Annotated in this window: 16 protein-coding genes; 3 read left to right on the forward strand and 13 right to left on the reverse strand. The window is 72.7% G+C overall.

The genetic code is table 11. From position 1 onward, the window contains the following. Position 1 precedes the first annotated feature (1 nt). Positions 2–295, reverse strand: coding sequence for a 50S ribosomal protein L21e (locus FGM06_RS04790; protein WP_092564854.1), 294 nt, complete (start codon positions 293–295; stop codon positions 2–4). 244 nt (positions 296–539) lie between these two features. On the opposite strand from FGM06_RS04790, the gene mptA reads away from it, so the two are divergent. Beyond that, a complete protein-coding gene (mptA, locus tag FGM06_RS04795; RefSeq protein ID WP_144798001.1) occupies positions 540–1,469 on the forward strand; it encodes a GTP cyclohydrolase MptA in 930 nt (309 codons plus the stop codon). 34 nt (positions 1,470–1,503) lie between these two features. On the opposite strand, the gene FGM06_RS04800 is transcribed toward mptA, so the two are convergent. The 3 genes from FGM06_RS04800 to FGM06_RS04810 form a co-directional block, all read right to left on the reverse strand. After that, positions 1,504–2,310, reverse strand: coding sequence for a TrmB family transcriptional regulator (locus tag FGM06_RS04800; protein ID WP_144798002.1), 807 nt, complete (start codon positions 2,308–2,310; stop codon positions 1,504–1,506). Between the two features lie 143 nt (positions 2,311–2,453). Next, positions 2,454–4,112, reverse strand: a complete 1,659-nt coding sequence (locus tag FGM06_RS04805) for a DUF255 domain-containing protein (RefSeq protein WP_144798003.1) — start codon at positions 4,110–4,112, stop codon at positions 2,454–2,456. Between the two features lie 136 nt (positions 4,113–4,248). Next, positions 4,249–4,470 (reverse strand): hypothetical protein, encoded by a 222-nt coding sequence (locus FGM06_RS04810; RefSeq protein WP_144798004.1) that lies wholly within the window; start codon positions 4,468–4,470, stop codon positions 4,249–4,251. Between the two features lie 249 nt (positions 4,471–4,719). On the opposite strand from FGM06_RS04810, the gene FGM06_RS04815 reads away from it, so the two are divergent. Together FGM06_RS04815 and FGM06_RS04820 are read left to right on the forward strand one after the other, a co-directional pair. Next, positions 4,720–5,817, forward strand: a complete 1,098-nt coding sequence (locus tag FGM06_RS04815) for an asparaginase (protein WP_144798005.1) — start codon at positions 4,720–4,722, stop codon at positions 5,815–5,817. 59 nt (positions 5,818–5,876) lie between these two features. Further along, complete coding sequence (locus tag FGM06_RS04820) at positions 5,877–7,046, forward strand: hypothetical protein (protein ID WP_144798006.1); 1,170 nt, start codon at positions 5,877–5,879, stop codon at positions 7,044–7,046. A gap of 36 nt (positions 7,047–7,082) precedes the next feature. Here FGM06_RS04820 and FGM06_RS04825 read toward each other — a convergent pair whose 3' ends face one another. The 9 genes from FGM06_RS04825 to cheB form a co-directional block, all read right to left on the reverse strand. Further along, complete coding sequence (locus FGM06_RS04825; RefSeq protein ID WP_144798007.1) at positions 7,083–8,234, reverse strand: carbohydrate kinase family protein; 1,152 nt, start codon at positions 8,232–8,234, stop codon at positions 7,083–7,085. Next, positions 8,231–9,202, reverse strand: a complete 972-nt coding sequence (locus FGM06_RS04830) for a ribose 1,5-bisphosphate isomerase (protein WP_144798008.1) — start codon at positions 9,200–9,202, stop codon at positions 8,231–8,233. The genes FGM06_RS04825 and FGM06_RS04830 overlap by 4 nt, the downstream gene beginning before the upstream one ends. 73 nt (positions 9,203–9,275) lie before the next feature. Further along, positions 9,276–9,956 carry a class II aldolase/adducin family protein gene (locus FGM06_RS04835; RefSeq protein ID WP_144798009.1) on the reverse strand — a complete coding sequence of 227 codons (681 nt, stop codon included), beginning with the start codon at positions 9,954–9,956 and terminating at the stop codon, positions 9,276–9,278. Next, positions 9,953–10,666, reverse strand: coding sequence for an HAD family hydrolase (locus FGM06_RS04840; RefSeq protein ID WP_144798010.1), 714 nt, complete (start codon positions 10,664–10,666; stop codon positions 9,953–9,955). Before FGM06_RS04840 ends, FGM06_RS04835 begins: the two co-directional genes overlap by 4 nt. Before the next feature lie 203 nt (positions 10,667–10,869). After that, on the reverse strand, positions 10,870–11,742 hold the full coding sequence (locus FGM06_RS04845; protein WP_144798011.1) for a CheF family chemotaxis protein: 873 nt from the start codon (positions 11,740–11,742) through the stop codon (positions 10,870–10,872). After that, positions 11,743–12,954: a HEAT repeat domain-containing protein gene (locus tag FGM06_RS04850; protein WP_144798012.1), complete on the reverse strand. Its 1,212-nt coding sequence runs from the start codon at positions 12,952–12,954 to the stop codon at positions 11,743–11,745. Beyond that, positions 12,954–13,757 (reverse strand): CheR family methyltransferase, encoded by an 804-nt coding sequence (locus FGM06_RS04855; protein ID WP_144798013.1) that lies wholly within the window; start codon positions 13,755–13,757, stop codon positions 12,954–12,956. Before FGM06_RS04855 ends, FGM06_RS04850 begins: the two co-directional genes overlap by 1 nt. Continuing rightward, positions 13,754–15,958: a chemotaxis protein CheA gene (locus tag FGM06_RS04860; RefSeq protein ID WP_144798014.1), complete on the reverse strand. Its 2,205-nt coding sequence runs from the start codon at positions 15,956–15,958 to the stop codon at positions 13,754–13,756. The genes FGM06_RS04855 and FGM06_RS04860 overlap by 4 nt, the downstream gene beginning before the upstream one ends. Further along, on the reverse strand, positions 15,958–17,091 hold the full coding sequence (cheB, locus tag FGM06_RS04865; protein ID WP_186310967.1) for a chemotaxis-specific protein-glutamate methyltransferase CheB: 1,134 nt from the start codon (positions 17,089–17,091) through the stop codon (positions 15,958–15,960). Before cheB ends, FGM06_RS04860 begins: the two co-directional genes overlap by 1 nt. Positions 17,092–17,148: the final 57 nt, after the last annotated feature.

The raw sequence follows: 17,148 nt of genomic DNA on the forward strand, positions 1-17,148 counted from the left end.
CTCAGTTCTGCTGGGCGCTCATGTGGGCGGCGCGGACGATGAGCGTCTTCGTCTTCCCGCCGTCCGGAATCTCGACTTTGAACGCGGCGCCCTGCTTGCCGACGACGGTGCCGGTCCGGCCGTCGAAGCGGGGGTGGAAGCGACCCTCCTGCACGCTGGGGTCGATCTTGAGGTGGACCTGCGAGCCCGCCTCGAACTCCTGGATGGCTCGCTGCGGCGGCGACGTGCCGCGGTCGCGCGGTTTGTTCGAGAGCTTGTCGCGGGTCGCCTTCTGGGGCCCATTGGAACTCGGCATGGTCTTGGGCTACGTTCCGCTGCCGCAGGTATAAATGGTGCGTTACGGGCGTCGCCCGAGAGCGGGTACCACACCGCGGGACACCACCGTAGACGCGTCGCCGCGAGTCGGGGAGCGCGCGGCGGCGACCCTCGATCACGCGGCCAAGCACGGCTCGAAACCCCTCGCGACGGGCGCGAGAACTACCCTATGGGAGACCCCCTATCGAAAGTGCTAATCCCGGCAGTTCCCTACCGTGTTCGTAATGAGCCATCAGCTGCCGGACGTACAGGCGTCGGCGCCCGACGTCACCGTCGGCCTCTCGCAGGTCGGCGTCACCGGCGTGGAGAAGCTCGTCAAGCTCGCCCGCGGGGACAAGCGCCCCATCGTCCTCATGGCCGAGTTCGAGGTGTTCGTCGACCTCCCGAGCGGTCGCAAGGGGATCGACATGTCGCGGAACCTCGCGACGATCGACGAGATCTTAGAGGAGATCACCCGCGAGGAGGCGTACCGCGTCGAGGAGGTCTGCGGGGACGCAGCCGAGCGGCTCTTAGAGAAGCACGACTACACCACCACCGCCGAGGTGTCGATGACCGCGGAGCTGGTCACCCGCGAGGACACGCCGGCGTCCGGGATCGAGACGCAGAGCACGTCGACGATCATCGCCAGCGCGACCGCGACCGAGGAGGGCACCCGCGAGGAGATCGGCGCGGAGGTCACCGGGATGACCGTCTGCCCCTGCTCGCAGGGGATGAGCGAGTCCCGCGCGCGCGAGAAGCTCGCCGACCTCGGCGTCGACGAGGAGACGACCGAGGAGTTCCTCGACGCCGTCCCGCAGCCGGGGCACTCCCAGCGCGGCCACGCGACGCTCACCGTCACCACCGACGGCCACCCCGACCTCGACCTGCGCGACCTCATCGACGTCGCCCGCGACTCGATGAGCGCCCGAATCTACAACATGGCGAAGCGACCGGACGAGGACCACATGACCTACGAGGCCCACGCCGACGCGAAGTTCGTCGAGGACTGCGTCCGCGCGCTCGCCGAGGGCACGGTCGAGGAGTTCGACCACCTGCCGGAAGACGCCGTGATCCACATGAAGCAGTCGAACGACGAGTCGATCCACCAGCACAACGCCCACGCCGAGCGGGAAGTCACGATGGGCGACCTGCGGGCGGAGCTGAACGCGCGGTAGACCGGCCCCGCCGCCGGCCCTCCTTGCCGCGACCTCACCCGAACGACAGCGGCTCCGCCTCGTCCCACCGCGGCTCGAACTCCTCGCTCACGCTCGTCGCGAACTCCGCGTCCTTCACGTCGATCATCGCGAACGGCTCGTCGCCGGAGAGCGGGTGCGGCACCTCGATGCACACCTCGATCCCGTCGAACACGTTGAACGTCCCGTCGACGCCCGCGGTCGTTCGGACCTCGAACCCCTCCATGTTCGACAGCTCCGCGGTGTAGCGCCGGCCGACGCTCCGCGGCAGCGCGTCGACCGTCTCCGGCGACAGCAACACCCGGATCTCGACGCCGCGCTCCAGCGCCGACTCCAGCTCGGCGGCCACCTGTTCGCCGATCGTGCCGAGGTCGAAGCCGGTGGCGGGCGCGCCGACGACGACGACCATCCGGCGCTCGGCGGCCGCGATCCGCTCCAAGAGGAGGTCCGTCGCCTCCTCCGCGCCGACCGCCGCGGTCCAGAACTGACCGTCCACCGGCTCCCCCGCGTCGAGCTCCGTCGAGAGGTCGGCGACCACCTCCTCGTACTGCTCCGCCTGCGTCTCCAGCTCCCGCTTCTTCTCGTCGAGCAGGCGGTCGAGCGCGGCGTCGGGCTCGACCGCCGCGTACTTCTTCGGCCGGCTGGCGGCCTGGCTCCGGACGAGGTTGTGCTGCTCCAAGCTGTTGAGCACGTCGTACACCCGTCCCATGGGGACCTCGCTGGCTCGCGAGAGGTCCTTCGCCGTCGTCGGCCCGGTGCGCAGCAGCGCGCGGTAGGCGCGCGCCTCGTACTCGGAGAGCCCCAGGTCCCGGAGAGATGCCATACGCGTCGATCGCGCGGCATCGGCATAAACACGTCGCCCGTTTACACGCGGGTGCAGTGGTGAGAGGCGGATCCCCGCCGAAGGAGGACCGACCGAACCGCCGCAGACGACCGGTGACGGACGACCGTGCCGGACGCGGCGCTCTACTCCGCGGTCTCGGCGACCCGCCGCATCAACTCGTCCGGCGTTTCCGCGGGCTCGGAGACCGCGTCGCCGGCGATCACGACCGCCGACCCGGCGGGGACCGACCGCGGCGCCGGCGACCCCTCCGCATGGGCGTTCGGGGCGACGACCTTTTCATGGTCCGCGACCCGCCACGCCGCGCGGTGGAGGTCGCTGCCCAGCTCGTCGCCGACCGCGACGACGGTGGTGCCGCGGAGGAGCCGCCCGACGAGGCTCCCGTAGCCGGCGACCTGCACGCCGAGCCGCTCCGTGGCGCCCGCGAACGACGCCGCGGTCTCGCGGGCGACCTCGCGGTAGCGGTCCTCGCCGGTCAGCGCCGCCAGGTCGAGCAGCGCCGTCGCCATCTCGACGTTGCCGTCGAGCGGGCGGAACGGGCGGTCGAGCAGTCCCGACCCCGATCGCGGCCCGTCCACGAAGGAGCCGTCGACGTGGAGCCGGTCGATCGCCCGGTCCGCGACCGCGCGGGCGATCTCGGCGCCCTCGCCGAGGACGCCGGCGGCCCGCACGTACGCGCTCACGACGCGGGCGACGTCGTCGAGCAGGTCCGACTCGCCGACCTCGTCGCTGCCGCGGTAGCGAGTCACCTCGCCGGAGTCGGCGTCGATCAGGTCGCGTTCGAGGCCGTCGAGGATCCGGTCGGCGTACTCGCGGGCGCGCTCGTCGTCGGTGTAGGCGGCGACCGCGAGCAGCGCGTCGGCCGCGAGCGCGTTCCCGCCCGCGAAGACGGTGAGGTCGCGGCGGGGCGGGTCGAGCTCCGCGCGGTCGTCGGCGGGCGCGGCGTAGTAGGCCCGTCCCAGTCCGGGGCCGAGGCTGCCGCCGACGCCGTATCCGGTCCAGAGGTCGTCGGTGAGGAACGCGACCGCGTCGGTCGCGGGCGTCAGGTACGCCTCGTCGCCGGTGTAGAGGTAGGCGTTCGCGAACGCGCGGGTGACCGCCGCGTTCGTGTCGATCGGCTTCTCGTAGGCGACGTCGCCCCAGTCGCGGGTCCCCGCGAACCGGAAGAAGCCGCCGGCGACGTCGTCGGCGAGGTGGTCGCGCACCGCGTCGAGCGTCCGGAGTGCGCGGTCGCGGTCGCGCTTCAGCGCGAACTCGACGGTGCGGGGGAGCGGGAACTTCGCGTCATTCCCCCAGCCGGCGTGCTCCTCGTCGTACTTGACCTCGATCTGCCCGGCGAGATGGCTCTCGATCGCGTCGGTCAGCTCCCCGCGCGGCGGGAGGTCCGCGTCGAGCGCGCGGGGGACCCGCCCGGCCGAGCGCCCCTTGTCGGCCCACATCTGGCGGACGGACTCGAGCACCTGTCGCATCCCGTCGACGTCGAGGTAGCCCGCGCCGGTGAGCAGCTCGCCGTCGGGCGTGAGGAACGCCGTGGTCGGGAACCCGCCCATGTTGTACCGTTCCCGCACGCGCGGGCGGCGGTCGACGTCGACGCGGACCGGGACGAACCCCTCGTTGACGTTGGCGGCGATCCGGGGCTCGGCGTACGTGACGGCGTCCATCTCGTGACAGCCCTCGCACCACGTGGCGGACAGAGAGAGGAGCACCGGGCACTCCCGCTCGTCGGCCTCGGCGAACGCCTCGGGCCCCCAGTCGCGCCACTCGACGTGCGTCTCGTCGGTCATACCGGAAGTCGGACCGGGCCGTGGGTAAGCGCTTCGAGACGGGGCGGGAAGGAGAGAAGACCGGAGGGCGAGAGGACCGGGAGGGTCGTGTTCGAACGGTGCGGTGCGTCCGGAGGGCGGCGCCTCGGGTCCGCGGTCAGCGCTTGTAGTCGTGGCCGAGCGCGAGCGCCAGCGCGTTCGCGAACAGCAATGCGACGAACAGCTGCCCGGTGCCGCCGTCGAGGCCCATGTACAGCAGGACGGGGTACGTCGCCGGGATGGCGATCGCGGCCCAGAAGGCGGCCGCCTTCAGGGTCCCGGTCATCAGCCCGGCGACCTGTCGGCCGGAGGCGAGGCGCGTGGGAGCGGGGATTGACATTGACAGTTTCGTGTATGTTCGGGGACCTCATATATCCAACAGAGGGTTCGGGGAATTTCACCACGTTTCTCGGGGGGTAGCGACGTTTTAATACGCCCTCAGAAACGTTTTAATTGTTTATAGCCCGCTCTCATCCTTTTTCGGCCGTGATCGGCAGTCGACCCGGTCGCCGAGGCCACCCCGCCGGTGCGGCGGGGACGCGGCTGCCGCGGGACCAACCGCTTTGGTCCTCCGGGAGTACCGAGGGGTATGACGAACACCGAGCCGACGACGGAGCGCGGGGCGCGCGACGGGAAACGGACCGCGACCGACGGCGGGGCGAAACCGCGCGTCGCCGTCGTCGCCTGCGGCGGTACCATCGCGTCCGAGCCGGACGACGGCGGCGCGGCGCCGGCGAAGACCGGCGACGACCTCGTCGCGGCGGTCCCGGGCGTCGAGCGGTACGCGACCGTGAGCGCCCGCGAGGTCTGCTCGCAGCCCGGGTTCGACGTGCGGTGGCGCGACGTGCTCGCGACCGCCGCCGCGGCGCGCGACGCGGTCGCCGAGGGGGCCGACGGCGTCGTCGTCACCCACGGCACCGACACGCTGGCCGACACCGCGTTCGCACTCGATCTGCTCACCGATCTCGACGCGCCGGTCGTCGTCACGGGGGCCCAGCGCCGGCTCGACGAGGCCTCCAGCGACGCGCCGGCGAACCTGACGCTCGCGGTCCGGGCCGCCGCGGACGACCGGTTCGCGCCGGGGGTCCACGTCGCGTTCGACGACGAGCTCCACGCCGCCCGCGACGCCGTCAAGGGCCACAGCAACGCGCTCTCGACGATGGCCTCGCCGGGGACCGGCCCGGTCGCGACGTTCACCCGCGCCGGGTCGCGGCTCGTCCGCGAGCCGCGGCGCGGGGTCGACGTCGACCCGCTCGCGGACGCGATCGAGGGCGCGGAGCGGGTCCCGGAGGTGCCCGTGGTCCACTCCGGGACCGGCGTCGGCGCGGGCGCGGTCGAGCGCGCCGTGGACGCCGGCGTCGGCGGACTCGTGATCGAGGGGACCGGCCTCGGCAACGCGACCGCCGCGATCGGCGACGCGGTGGCCGACGCCCTCCCGGAAACGCCCGTCGTCGTCGCCGGACGGCCCCCGGCGGGCCCGACCGAGCCGGTGTACGGCACGCCCGGCGGCGCGGTCACGCTGGCGGAGCACGGGGCGACGTTCGCCGGCCCGCTCCCGGCGTCGAAGGCGCGGGTCGCGCTCGCGCTCGGGCTCGCTGCCGGCCTCGACCGCGACGAGGGAGACGCCGAGGGCGACGCCCTCGCCGCCCTGTTCCGGGCTCCGGGAGGGATTGAGAGCCCGAGATAACACAGGGAGCCGTTTGCGCCTACGGGAAGCCCTTATGCGCGCCCCGCGTAGCCGCGGCCATGATCCGACGCACGCGGCGGGCGGTCCTGTGCGGCCTCGGTGCCGGGGGCGTCGCCGCGCTCGCCGGCTGCACGAGCGAGGGCGATCCCGGAACCGGCGGCGGGAGCGACGGTGGCGACGGCGACAACAGCGATCCCGACCCCGAGACCGCGGTCCATCAGGTCGGCGGACCGCTCTCCGGCCCGGCGTGGAGACGCGAGGAGCGCCGCGGCCTCTGCGCGCTGATCACCGAGGAGAGCGACGCGGCGTGGCTGCTCCGAGAGGCGCCCGCGGAGACGGTCGCGTTCGTCGAGGCGACCGACTTCGACGAGTCGGTGCTCGCGTACGTCGAGTCGGTCGGGCCGACGACCTGTCACGACGCCGTCTCGTTCGCCGACGTCGCGGTCGAGGACGGGACGCTCGTCGCGAGCGCAAAAGTCGAGGGGCCCGGCGACGAGACCGTCGCCTGCGGGCAGGCGATCACCTTCTCCGGCGCCTTCCTTCGGGTCACGACCGACTCCCGTCCCGAGTCGATCCGGGTGTCGGTCACGGACGGCTGGGGCGAGACGAGCGAGGTGACGGGCGAGGACGGGGTCCGCGACCCCGAGGCGCTGCCCGGCGGCGTGCGCCCCGACGGGGACCCCGAGGCGCTCCCCGCGTCGTTCGAGTGCGAGCGCGAGGGGTTCGAGCGCCACCCGCAGGCGTACGACGGCGAGGTCGACTGGGGCGGCGGCGGTGGCGTCGGCGGGGACGACGGCGGAGATACCGGGACCGGTGACAGGGGGCCGCTCGCGCTCCGAGCCGTGATACCCGGCGACGACGACCCCGCCTCGGAGCCGCTGTCGGTCGGCCGCGGGACCGCCTTCCGGATCGAGCTGACGAACGTCTCGGGACGCGAGGTCCACGTCGGCAATCGGGGGAAGTACAACCTCGAAATACTGACCGAGGCCGGGTGGACCGAGATCCGCGGCGGCGACGAGGACGCTACCTTCGAATACACCGACGAGGCGATCGCGGTCCGGCCGGGCGAGACGCTCGCGTGGGAGTTCGAGATGACCGAGGAGGGACTCGTCGAGGGTGGCCCCCACGCCGACGACCTCCACGTCTGTCCCGATCTGGTACCGGGTCGCTACCGGTTCGTCTTCTTCGGCGCCGACGACCTCGCGGTCGCGTTCGACTACGTGGGGTAGTTCGGCGTCGCCGCGCTCGCGAGCGCCCGCGACCGTCTAGACGCGCACTTCTATCAGGAGGTCCGACTCGGGCGACTCGCCCATCGCCTCGCGCACCCGGTCCCACGAGAGGTTCGCGCGGGCGGTCACCGTCTCGGCCGCGATGGCGCCGCAGGCGTTGCCGACGAGCAGCGGCACCTGGTAGTCGCGCGGGTCGTGCGAGAACCCGCCGTCGACGACCTCGGGCTCGCGGAGGGCCGCGCCGAGGAACCCGGCCGCGAAGGCGTCGCCCGCGCCGGCCGTGTCGACCGGGTCGACGTCGAAGCCGGGGTGAGAGACGTCACCGTGGGGAGTCCGAATCGTCGCGCCCTCGTCCCCGAGCTTGATCGCGACGACGCGGTCGTCCGGCTCCCACGGGTCGATGTCGGTCGAGTCGGCCAGCGCGTCGGCCTCGCGGGCGTTTAAGAAGAGCACGTCGGCCGCGTGGAGCGCGGCCTCGAACTCCCGGTCCCCGACGCGCCGGCCGGGGTCGAAGCTGCGGGTCGCGCCCGCCTCGCCCGCGGCGGTCGCCAGCGCGGCCGCGGTCGCCGGCTGCTGGCCCGTGAGGTGGAGGTGATCGGCCGCCGCGAGGGTGTCGCGGTCGAGGCCGGCCGCGGTGAACGACTCGTTGGCGCCGTCGTTCGCCAACATCAGGAGCTCGCCGCCGCCGTCGACGATGACGTACTTCACCGAGGTGGGCTCGTCGGCGTCGACGAGCACCTGCCCGGGGTCGACACCGGCGCTCGCGAGCTCGCGGAGCGCGAGCGCGCCCGACTCGTCGCCGCCGACGCTCCCGTAGACGACGGACTGGCCGCCGAGGTCGACGAGGCCGACCGCGACGTTCGCGGCGCTGCCGCCGCCGGACTGCTCGAGCCGCTCGATCCGCGTCTCGCCGTCGGGCTCCGGCAGCCGGTCGACGTGGATCGTCACGTCCCAGTTGATGTGGCCCGCGGTGACCACCTTCGGCGCGCGGCTCGACTCCTCGGGCGAGAGGTCGGGGTCCTCGTCGACGGGCTCGGAGGCGTCGGCGGATTCGGTATCCGCCGACTCCCACTCGGACACCTCCTCGTCCCACTCCGCGACCTCCTCCTCCCAGTCCTCGGTCCCGTCCCCGATCGTTGCTCCGTCCCCGTCCGTCTCCCGGTCTCTGTCCCTCCCGTCCCCGCTCATGGCTCCGCCCACGGCTCCGCGGCGCCCTCGCCGAACAGCTCCCGCATCAGCGTCACGATGCTCTCGGGCGGGAACTGCCCCTGCTCGGTGACGATCGCGTCCATGTACCGCGGCGGCGTCACGTCGAAGGCGGGGTTCTCGACGTCGATCTCGCCGATCTCCTCGCGGGCCGCGGGGTCGATCACCTCCGCCTCGTCGCGCATCTCGATCTCGACGGTGTGGCCCGTCAGCGTCTCCGGGTGGAGCTTGATCGTCTGGGCCGCGGTCATGATCGGGACACCGCGCTCGCGGGCGTTGACCGCGAGCCCCGACGTGCCGATCTTGTTGATCACGCCGCCGTCGGCCGCGATCGAGTCGGCCCCGACGACGACGTGGTCGACCTCGTCGAGGTAGCGCCGGGCCGCGGAGTCGACGATGAGGGTCACCGGGACGCCGGCGTCGCGGAGCTGTTCCGCGGTGATGTGGCCCTGCTGGCGCGGGCGCGTCTCCTTGACGACCGCCGAGATCGACTTCCCCTGTTCGACGGCGGCCTCGATGCACGCGAGCGCGTCCGTCGAGTGGCAGTGGGTCATCACCGTGTCGCCGTCGGCGAGGCGGTTCGCGCCCACCCGCCCGAGGTCCTCCTGCGCGCGGTCGAGCTGGTCGACGAACGCCTCGCTCGCGTCGACCACGCTCCGGCGGAGCCGATCGACGTCGTCGCCCTCCATCCGCTGGAGGACGTATCGGAGGGCGTTCGGCAGCGAGACGGCCGTGGGGCGCGTCTCGCGGAGGGTCCGGGCCGCGGAACGCATCGACGCGCGGAACGCCGCCGGGTCGCTCGCGGTCGGCCCGCTCGCCGCGGCCGCGCGCGCCTGCTCGGCGAGCGCCTCCGCCGCGGCCGAGGCGATGGTCGCCGCCCCGCGGATCTCCATCGTCGCGATCGCCTCGGCGGTCTCGCGCACCGCGGCCGCCGGCTCGTGCTCGGTCATACCGATCCGGTAGCCCGTCCGGATATTTATATAACCGGGCGACCGGAGCGACCGGCGAGGCGGGCGGCCGCGGCTACTCCCCGTCCGCGGCCGGCTGCTGCCCGTAGCTCTCGAACCGCTCCTCGACGGTCGCCAGCTGGTCGTCGGTGAGGACGGTGGGCTCGCCGACCGCCGACGCCCGGAGGTAGAGCCGGCAGAGGTCCTCGACGTGGTGCGTGTTCTCCACGGCGGTCTCGATGTCCGGCCCGGTCACCACGAGGCCGTGGTTCGCGAGGATCGCCGCGTCGGAGCCGGCCTCGGCCATCGCGGCGACGGCGTTCGCGGCCAACTCCTCGGTCCCGTACGGCGCGTAGTCGGCGAGCGGCACCTCCCGGCCCACCGAGACGATCATGTAGTGGACCGGCGGCAGCTTCCGGCCGAGCGTCGCCATCGTCGTCGCCCACGGCGAGTGGGTGTGGACGATCGCGCCCGGGCGGTCGTGTTTGTAGATTCCCGTGTGCATCGGCACCTCGCTCGACGGCGCCATCCGGCCCGCCAGCCGCTCCCCGTCGAGCGAGACCACCGGCACGTCGTCGGCGTCGAAGGAGTCGTACGGAACGCCCGTCGGTGTCACCGCGACCGCGTCGCCGTCGCGGACGCTGAGGTTCCCGGTCCGGCCGGGCGTCAGCTCGGCGAGCGCCGGCGCGTACTCGACGACCGACTCCCGGGCGTCGCGGAGCAGATCCGGGTCGGGATCGGTCGCGTCCCAACTCACAGCGCCACCTCCGTCAGGTCGGCGAAGACGTCGAGGCGGTGGTCCGGACGCCGCGGTCCCCGGAGTTCGTCGTCGCTCGGCGCGTCGCCGCCGGCGACGAACAGCGCCGTGTCCATCCCGACCGCGTTCGCGCCGACGACGTCGGCCTCGACGTTGTCGCCGACCATCAGCGCCTCGCTCGGCCGGCAGTCGAACCCCGCGAGCGCGGTCGTGAAGGGGAGCGCGCTCGGCTTCTCGCGGCCCACCTCCTCGGAGGTGACGAGCCGGTCGATCCGGTCGTCGATCCCGAGCCGCGCGAGCTTCTGCAGCTGGACCCGAGTGGTGAGGTTGGTCACGACGGCGACGTCGACCCCCGCCGCCGCGAGCGCGTCGAAGACCGACTCGACGCCGTCGCACAGCTCCATCTCGGTCGCGTACCCCTCCCAGTAGGCGTCGCCGAGCGCGAGCGCGGTCGCGGCGTCTCGCTCGCCCGCGTGGCGCCGGAGCGCGCGCTTGAAGTAGATGTGCCGGTCGTGGGAGGCGGCGGTGCCGGCGGTCTCGCGCTTCGCCGCCCGCCGCGCGGTCGCGTACAGCTCGTCGAACGTCCCGCGGTCCATGTCGTACCCGCGCTCGCGGAACGCCGCGAGCGCCGCCCGCTTGCCGGCCTCGTTGCAGGGGGGGTACGGGTAGAGGGTGTCGTCGAGGTCGAAACACACCGCCTCGTAGCTCATGCCCTCACTCGACCCGGCGGCGACTTAAGCGTGGTTCGGCGCGGGCGCTCCGTCGTTTTATAACCGATACCGCGGCCATCGGGCCCGTGAACTGACCGACCGTCCGCGGCGGCCGAGGCGGGAGCCCGGCGCACCGCCGCGGGATTGCGATCGCGCCGGCTGTTCGCCACGCTCCGCAGCCGCGGGCGACCGCGACGGCCCGCCTACTGCTCGTTCATCGCCTCGCTGGCGATGTTCCGGCCGCGGGAGTTGAGCGCCACCTCGCGGCGCACCCGCACCTCCTCGACCACGTCGAGGTCGACGAGCCGTTCGAACGTCTCCTCGACCGCGTCGACGTCCATCCCGAGGAACGAGGGGATCTCGAACGGCGAGACGCCGGAGTACAGCGCCATCAACACCTCCCGGTCGCGGCTGGAGAGGTCGACGTTCGTCGAACTGCGCTCCTCGCCCTTCCGGAGCCACGCCTCGACGAACCGCATCCGGTTGGGATCGCCGGCGACGTGCGTCTCGATGCTGGTGCCCTCGTCGTCGGTGTGGGACACCTCGATGACGGGCTTCTTCTCGCCGTTGACCGTGCGTTTGGCGGCGTCGAGGCCGCTGATGTCGTCGAGGTCGAACTCCACGAACGCGCCGCTTTCCAAGGCGGCGTTGAGCCCGTTCTCGTCGATCTTCACGCGGGCCTGCTCCCACTCGGTCTCCTGGACGACGCCGCCCTCGATCGCGGGGTGTTTGGCGGTCACCGTTCGCTGGTCGAGCAGGGCCCGGTAGACGTCGCGCTCGAACGACTCGTGGTCCGACGCGGCGACCAACAGCACCTGGTCGCCGAGGTCGAAGCTCACGTAGTTGGAGACGCGCGCGACCGACTGGTTGGCGTCGTGGCGCCCGCCCAGCCCCCGGAGCTCCGAGAGGGGGATCGTTCGCTTCCCGTCGTTGCCGGCCAAGATCAGCCGCCGGTTCGAGAGGAGCACTCGCCCCGGCGTCCACGAGACGTCGCTCACCTTCCGTCCCTCGCGGACGGCGACCGCGAAGCGCCCCTGGGTGTCCGTCACCTTGTACTCGCCGCCGCCGTCGGACATTTATGGACCCCCCGCCCGGAGCTTGGACACCGCGGAGAACACCCGCTGCCGGACCGCGGAGCTCTCGTCGTCGGTTAGCTCTTCGAGCCGGTTCAGCGTCTCCTGCCCGCCGACCTGCCCGAGCACGAACACCGCCTTTGCTCGGGCGTCCTCCGGGTGCTCGGTGCCGAGTCTGTCGAGCAGCCGGTCCTCGACGATCGGCCCGCCGAGGCTCTTGAGGCTCGTGGCCGCGAACTGAGCGGTCTGCGGGTCCTCGTCGGCGAGCGCGCCCGCGAGCGCCTCGACCGCGTCCGCCGACTCCGGCTCCGCGACGCGGCCGAGGATCCACGCCGCGTTCCGCCGCTGGCGGTCCTGCTGGCCGTCCGTGAGGATCTCGACGAGCGGCTCGACGACCGTGGCGTCGTCCGCCGACTTCAGCTCGGAGACGACGCGGTCCCGCACCGCGTGGCTCTGCTGGGTCGGCACGTTCGACAGCAGCTCGATGACCGAGTACACCGCGGCGTTGCGGACGACCGCGCTCTCGTCGCCGAGCGCCCGCGCCAGCGGCTCCACTGGCTCGGGGTTGTTCGCCTTCCCGAGCGCGCCGGCCGCGATCCGTCGGAGCGACTCGTCGCCGTCGTCGAGGAGGTCGAGCAGCGGCGAGAGCGCCCGGTCCGTCCCGACGTTTCCGAGCGCGTTCGCCGCGGCCCGCCTGACCCGCGGATCGCCGTCGTCCAGGCGCTTGGTCAGCGCCGGGACCGACCGCGGGTCCGCGAACGTCCCGCAGGCCTGACAGGCGCGCAGCCTGACCCGCGAGTCCTCGTCGTCGAGGGCCTCGACGAGGTGTCGGAGCCCGCTCGCGTCGTCGAGTCCGCCGAGCGCGTTCGCGGCCGCCATCCGGAGCTCCGGGCGGTCGGCCTTGAGCGCGCGCGCGAACTTGCGGGCGGTGACCCACTCCGCCTCGGAGCCGCCGATGCCGGTGAGCTCTTCGAGCAGCTGTTCGAGCGCCGCCTGTCCGAGCTCGTCGAGCGCGTCGACGGCGGCCCCGCGGACCTCCGCGTCCTCGTCGCTCGTCGCCGCGCGGAGGAGCCCGTCGACCGATGCCTGGTCGTCGACGTCGCCGACCTCGCCGAGGAACTCGGCCGCCCGCCGCCGGACCGCGGCGCTGTCGCTGCTCAGCGCGTCCCTGAGCCGCTCCGCGTTCCCGTCTCGAGCGTACTGGTACAGCGACATCAGACCCTCCCGAACACCCGTCGGCGCTTGTCGACCGGCTCGTACCTGTCGGACCGGTCCGGCGGGACGCTCTCGGTCATTCCGAGCACGAGCACGCCGTCGTCGGCGAGCGACGCCTCCAGCGTGTCGAACAGCGCCCCCTTGTGGTCGACGTCGATATAGATCAGCAGGTTACGGCACAACACGACGTCGAAGGGGTCGCGCGCGCCGTCGCGGATCAGGTCGTGCGTCTCGAAGTCGACGAGCCGCCTGACCGCCGGTCGGACCCGGAAGGTGTCGCCGTCGCGCTCGACGTAGCTGTCGGGGTCCGAGAGCGGTGCCAGCTCCTCCGCGATGTCCGTCGTCCGGGTCGTGTGATAGATGCCCTCGCGGGCGTTGTCGAGCGCCTCCTCGCTGATGTCGGAGCCGAGCACCTCGATCCGCGATTCGTCGATCTCGGAGTCGTCGCAGGCCAGCATCGCGACCGAGTACGGCTCCCGGCCGTCCGCCGAGGGGGCCGACCAGACGCGGACCCGCCGCTGCTCGCTCGTCCGCTCGCGGAGCACGCCGCGGAGCACGTCCCACATATCGGGGTTGCGGAAGAACTCCGTCACGTTGATCGTGAGCGCGTCCATCAGCGCCTCCCGCTCGTCGTCGTCCTCGCGGAGCAGGCGCTCGTACTCCGCGTGCGACTCCGTGTCGCGGCGACGCATCCGCGCCGTGATCCGCCGGTCGAGGTACGACTCGTTGTAGTAGCCGGGCTCGAACGGGACGGTGTCGTCGATCTGGCGGAGGACGCCCTCGAAGGCGGTCTCGCCGGTCATAGGCTCACCACGTCGAGGACGGCCACGACGTCGCCGTCGCCGAGGACCGCCGTACCGCTGAGCCCCGGCGTCCCCGACAGCGGGCCGTCGAGCGGTTTCACCACCACTTCCTCCTGATCGAGCACGCCGTCGCAGTGGAGCGCGACCTGGCGCGTCTCCTCGCGGATCCGCACGAGCATCCCCTCGTCGGCGACGCCGCCGTCGGTCGTCGCAGTCCCGGGATCGCCGCCCGTAGCGTCGCCGTCCGCGAGGTCGTCGCCGCCGGGACCGCCACCGCCGGGACCGCCGCCCACCCCCGACCCGGCGGCCGCGGCGCCGCTCTCCGCGAGGCGCTCGTTCAGCCGGATCACGGGGTAGAGGTCGTCCTCGTGGCGGACGATCTCGTCACCGTGGACCTCCTCCACGTCGTCCGCACGGGCGACCTCCGCGATCGACTTGATCGGGATGCCGTACTCCGTGCCGCCGACGTCGACGAACATCACCTTCACGATGGCGACGGTGACCGGGAGTCGGAAGCGGACCGTAGTCCCCTCGCCGGGGTCGCTCTCGACCGCGACGGAGCCGTCGAGGTCGCGGGCGGTGGTCCGGACGACGTCCATCCCGACGCCGCGCCCGGAGACGTCCGTGACCTCCTCCGCGGTGGAGAAGCCGGGGTGGAAGACGAGGTCGTAGACCTCGTCGTCCGCCATCGCCTCGACCGCCTCGCGGCTCTTGACGCCCTCGTCGACCGCCTTCTCGCGGAGCTGGTCCGGGTCGAGCCCGCCGCCGTCGTCGGCGACCTCGATGATCACGTGGTCGCGCTCCCGCTCGGCCGTGAGCCGCACGTGCCCGGTCGGGTCCTTCCCGGCGGCCTCGCGCTCCTCCGGGGGCTCGATCCCGTGGTCGACCGCGTTCCGCAGGACGTGGACGAGCGGGTCGCGCATCTCCGTGAGGATCGTCCGGTCGAGCTCGACGTCGTCGCCCTCGATCTCGAAGTCGATCCGCTTGTCGAGGTCCCGCGAGACGTCTCGGACGAGCCGCGGGAACGAGTCCGACACCTGCGAGAACGGGATGAGCCGCATGTCCATCGCGGTGTCCTGCAGGCTGGAGGCGAGCTTGTCGAGCTCGTCTAACGTGTCCGACTCGGCGTCCGCCGCCTCCAGCTCGCGCCGGAGCTTGATCCGGCTCGTCACCAGCTGCTCGACGAGCCCGTACAGCTCGTCGACCTGGTCGACGTCGACGCGGATCGACTTGATCTCGTCGCGGTCGGCCTTTCCGGACGCGGAGTCCGGGCGCTCGTCGGCACCGACGTCCCCCGGATCGGTGCCGTCCGCGGAGCCCGCTTCCGGCACCTCGTCCGCGGAGGGCGCCTCCGGTTCGGCCGGCTCCCACTCGTCGCCGTCGCCGTCGGCGGCATCGGCCGCCCCGTCGACGAGCGCCGTCGCGACCGACTCGACCTGCGTGAGCGCGTCGAGCCCCTCGGCGACCACGTCGGGATCGGCGCCGGAGACGAACGCGTCGAACCCCTCGTCGTACTCGCCGTCCTCCAGCGCGTCCGGGTCCGGTACGGTGACGTGGCCGTCGAACTGCCCGTCGAGCGCCTGCAGAACGAGCGCGGCGTCGACCCCGGCCATCGCCGTCTCGCCGACCGTCACGTCGGCGTACACGACCGGGGCGTCGAGCGCCGCGGCGGCCGCGGGGAGCTTCGGGACGGAGACCTCGGAGGCGTCGTCGCCGTCGGCGGTGTCGCCGTCGGCAGCGGCGTCGTCTCTCGTCGCGTCGCCTTCCGCACTGCGATCGGCGTCGCCCGCCGAGTCGCCGTCGTCGGCCGAATCGCCGCCGACGGTTCCACGCTCCTCCATCTCGCGGAGGCGGCGCTCCAGGTCGGAGGGATCCGTCGACACCTCGCCCGAATCGGCGATCTCCGCGACCATCGCCTCGACGGCGTCGACCCCCTCGAAGAGGAGGTCCATCAGCTCGGGCGTCACCTCGCGCTCGCCCTGCCGGACCGCGTCCAGGAGGTCCTCGAGGGCGTGTCCGAAGTCGGAGACGCCGTCGTACCCCATCGCCGCGGCGTTCCCCTTCAGCGTGTGGGCGACGCGGAACACGTCGTCCATCGCCTCGGCGTCCTCGGGGTCGGCCTCCAGCGCGAGCAGGGCGTTGTTGAGGTCGGTGATCCCGTCCTCCGCCTCGGCGACGAACGCGGCGCGGTGGGAGTCCATCAGGCCGCACCTCCCACGATCGCGCCGGCGACGTCGTCGAGGTCGTGGATCTCGTCGACACCCCCCGTCTGCACCGCGCGCTTGGGCATCCCGTAGATGACGCAGGTGTCCTCGCTCTGGGCGATCGTGCGGGCGCCGGCGTCGGCCATCGCGCGGATCCCCTCCGCGGCGTCCGACCCCATCCCGGTCAGCACGACGCCGACGAGCGGGTCGTCGACGACCGCGGCCGCCGAGCGCATCGTCACGTCGGCGGCCGGCGTCACCGACTGCGAGTCGTCCTCGTCGAGCTTGACGCGGAGCCGCCCGGCGCGGTAGCCGTCGATCCGCGTGTGGCTCCCGCCGCGGGCGACGACCGCCTCGCCGGCCCCGATCCGGGCCCCGTCGCTCGCCTCGCGCACGTCGTACGCGGAGGCCTCGTCGAGCCGGTCGGCGAACCGCGAGGTGAACGCCTCCGGCATGTGCTGGACGACGACGACCCGGCAGTCCGCCATCGGCAGCGCCGACAGCACGCGCTCGACCGCGTTCGGCCCGCCGGTCGACGCGCCGATCACGACCGTCAGCGGCGCGTCGAGGTCGACAGCCGTCGCGGTCGGCGAGATGCCCGTGCTCGCGCCGGTCGGGCCCGTCGAACCGGTCGCCGAGCCGCCCGGTCCGCCGCCGGCGAGGTCGCGCTCGCGCCGGTCGCGCGTCGCCGCGTCGAGGTCGGCGTCCGCGACCGACCTGACCGCCTCGACGAGCCGGTCCGACTCGCGGGAGACGCCGGTGGACACCTCGCCGCCCGGCTTCGAAAAGAAGTCGACCGCGCCGCGTTCGAGCGCCTCGAAGGTGACCTCCGCGCCCGCCGCGGTGTGCGCGGACAGCATCAGGACGGGCGTCGGCGTCTCGTCCATCAGCCGCTCGACGGCCTCCAATCCGCCCATCCCCGGCATCTCGACGTCCATCGTCACCACGTCCGGACGCGTCTCGGCGACCACCGACAGCGCCTCCGCGCCGTCGCCGGCCTCGCCGACCACCGCCACCCCGGCATCCGTCAGGAGATCGGCGATCAGCCCCCGCATGAACGGCGAGTCGTCGACGACAACCACCCGCAAGGAGTCGTCGCGACCGCCCCGCCGATCCGTCGTCCTACTCATGTGCGGAAGCGGAGCCAGAATCGGCATAAACCCACGGACCCAGTAATCACCCCTGAT

Source organism: Halorubrum depositum, from assembly GCF_007671725.1.
Lineage (GTDB): Archaea > Halobacteriota > Halobacteria > Halobacteriales > Haloferacaceae > Halorubrum > Halorubrum depositum.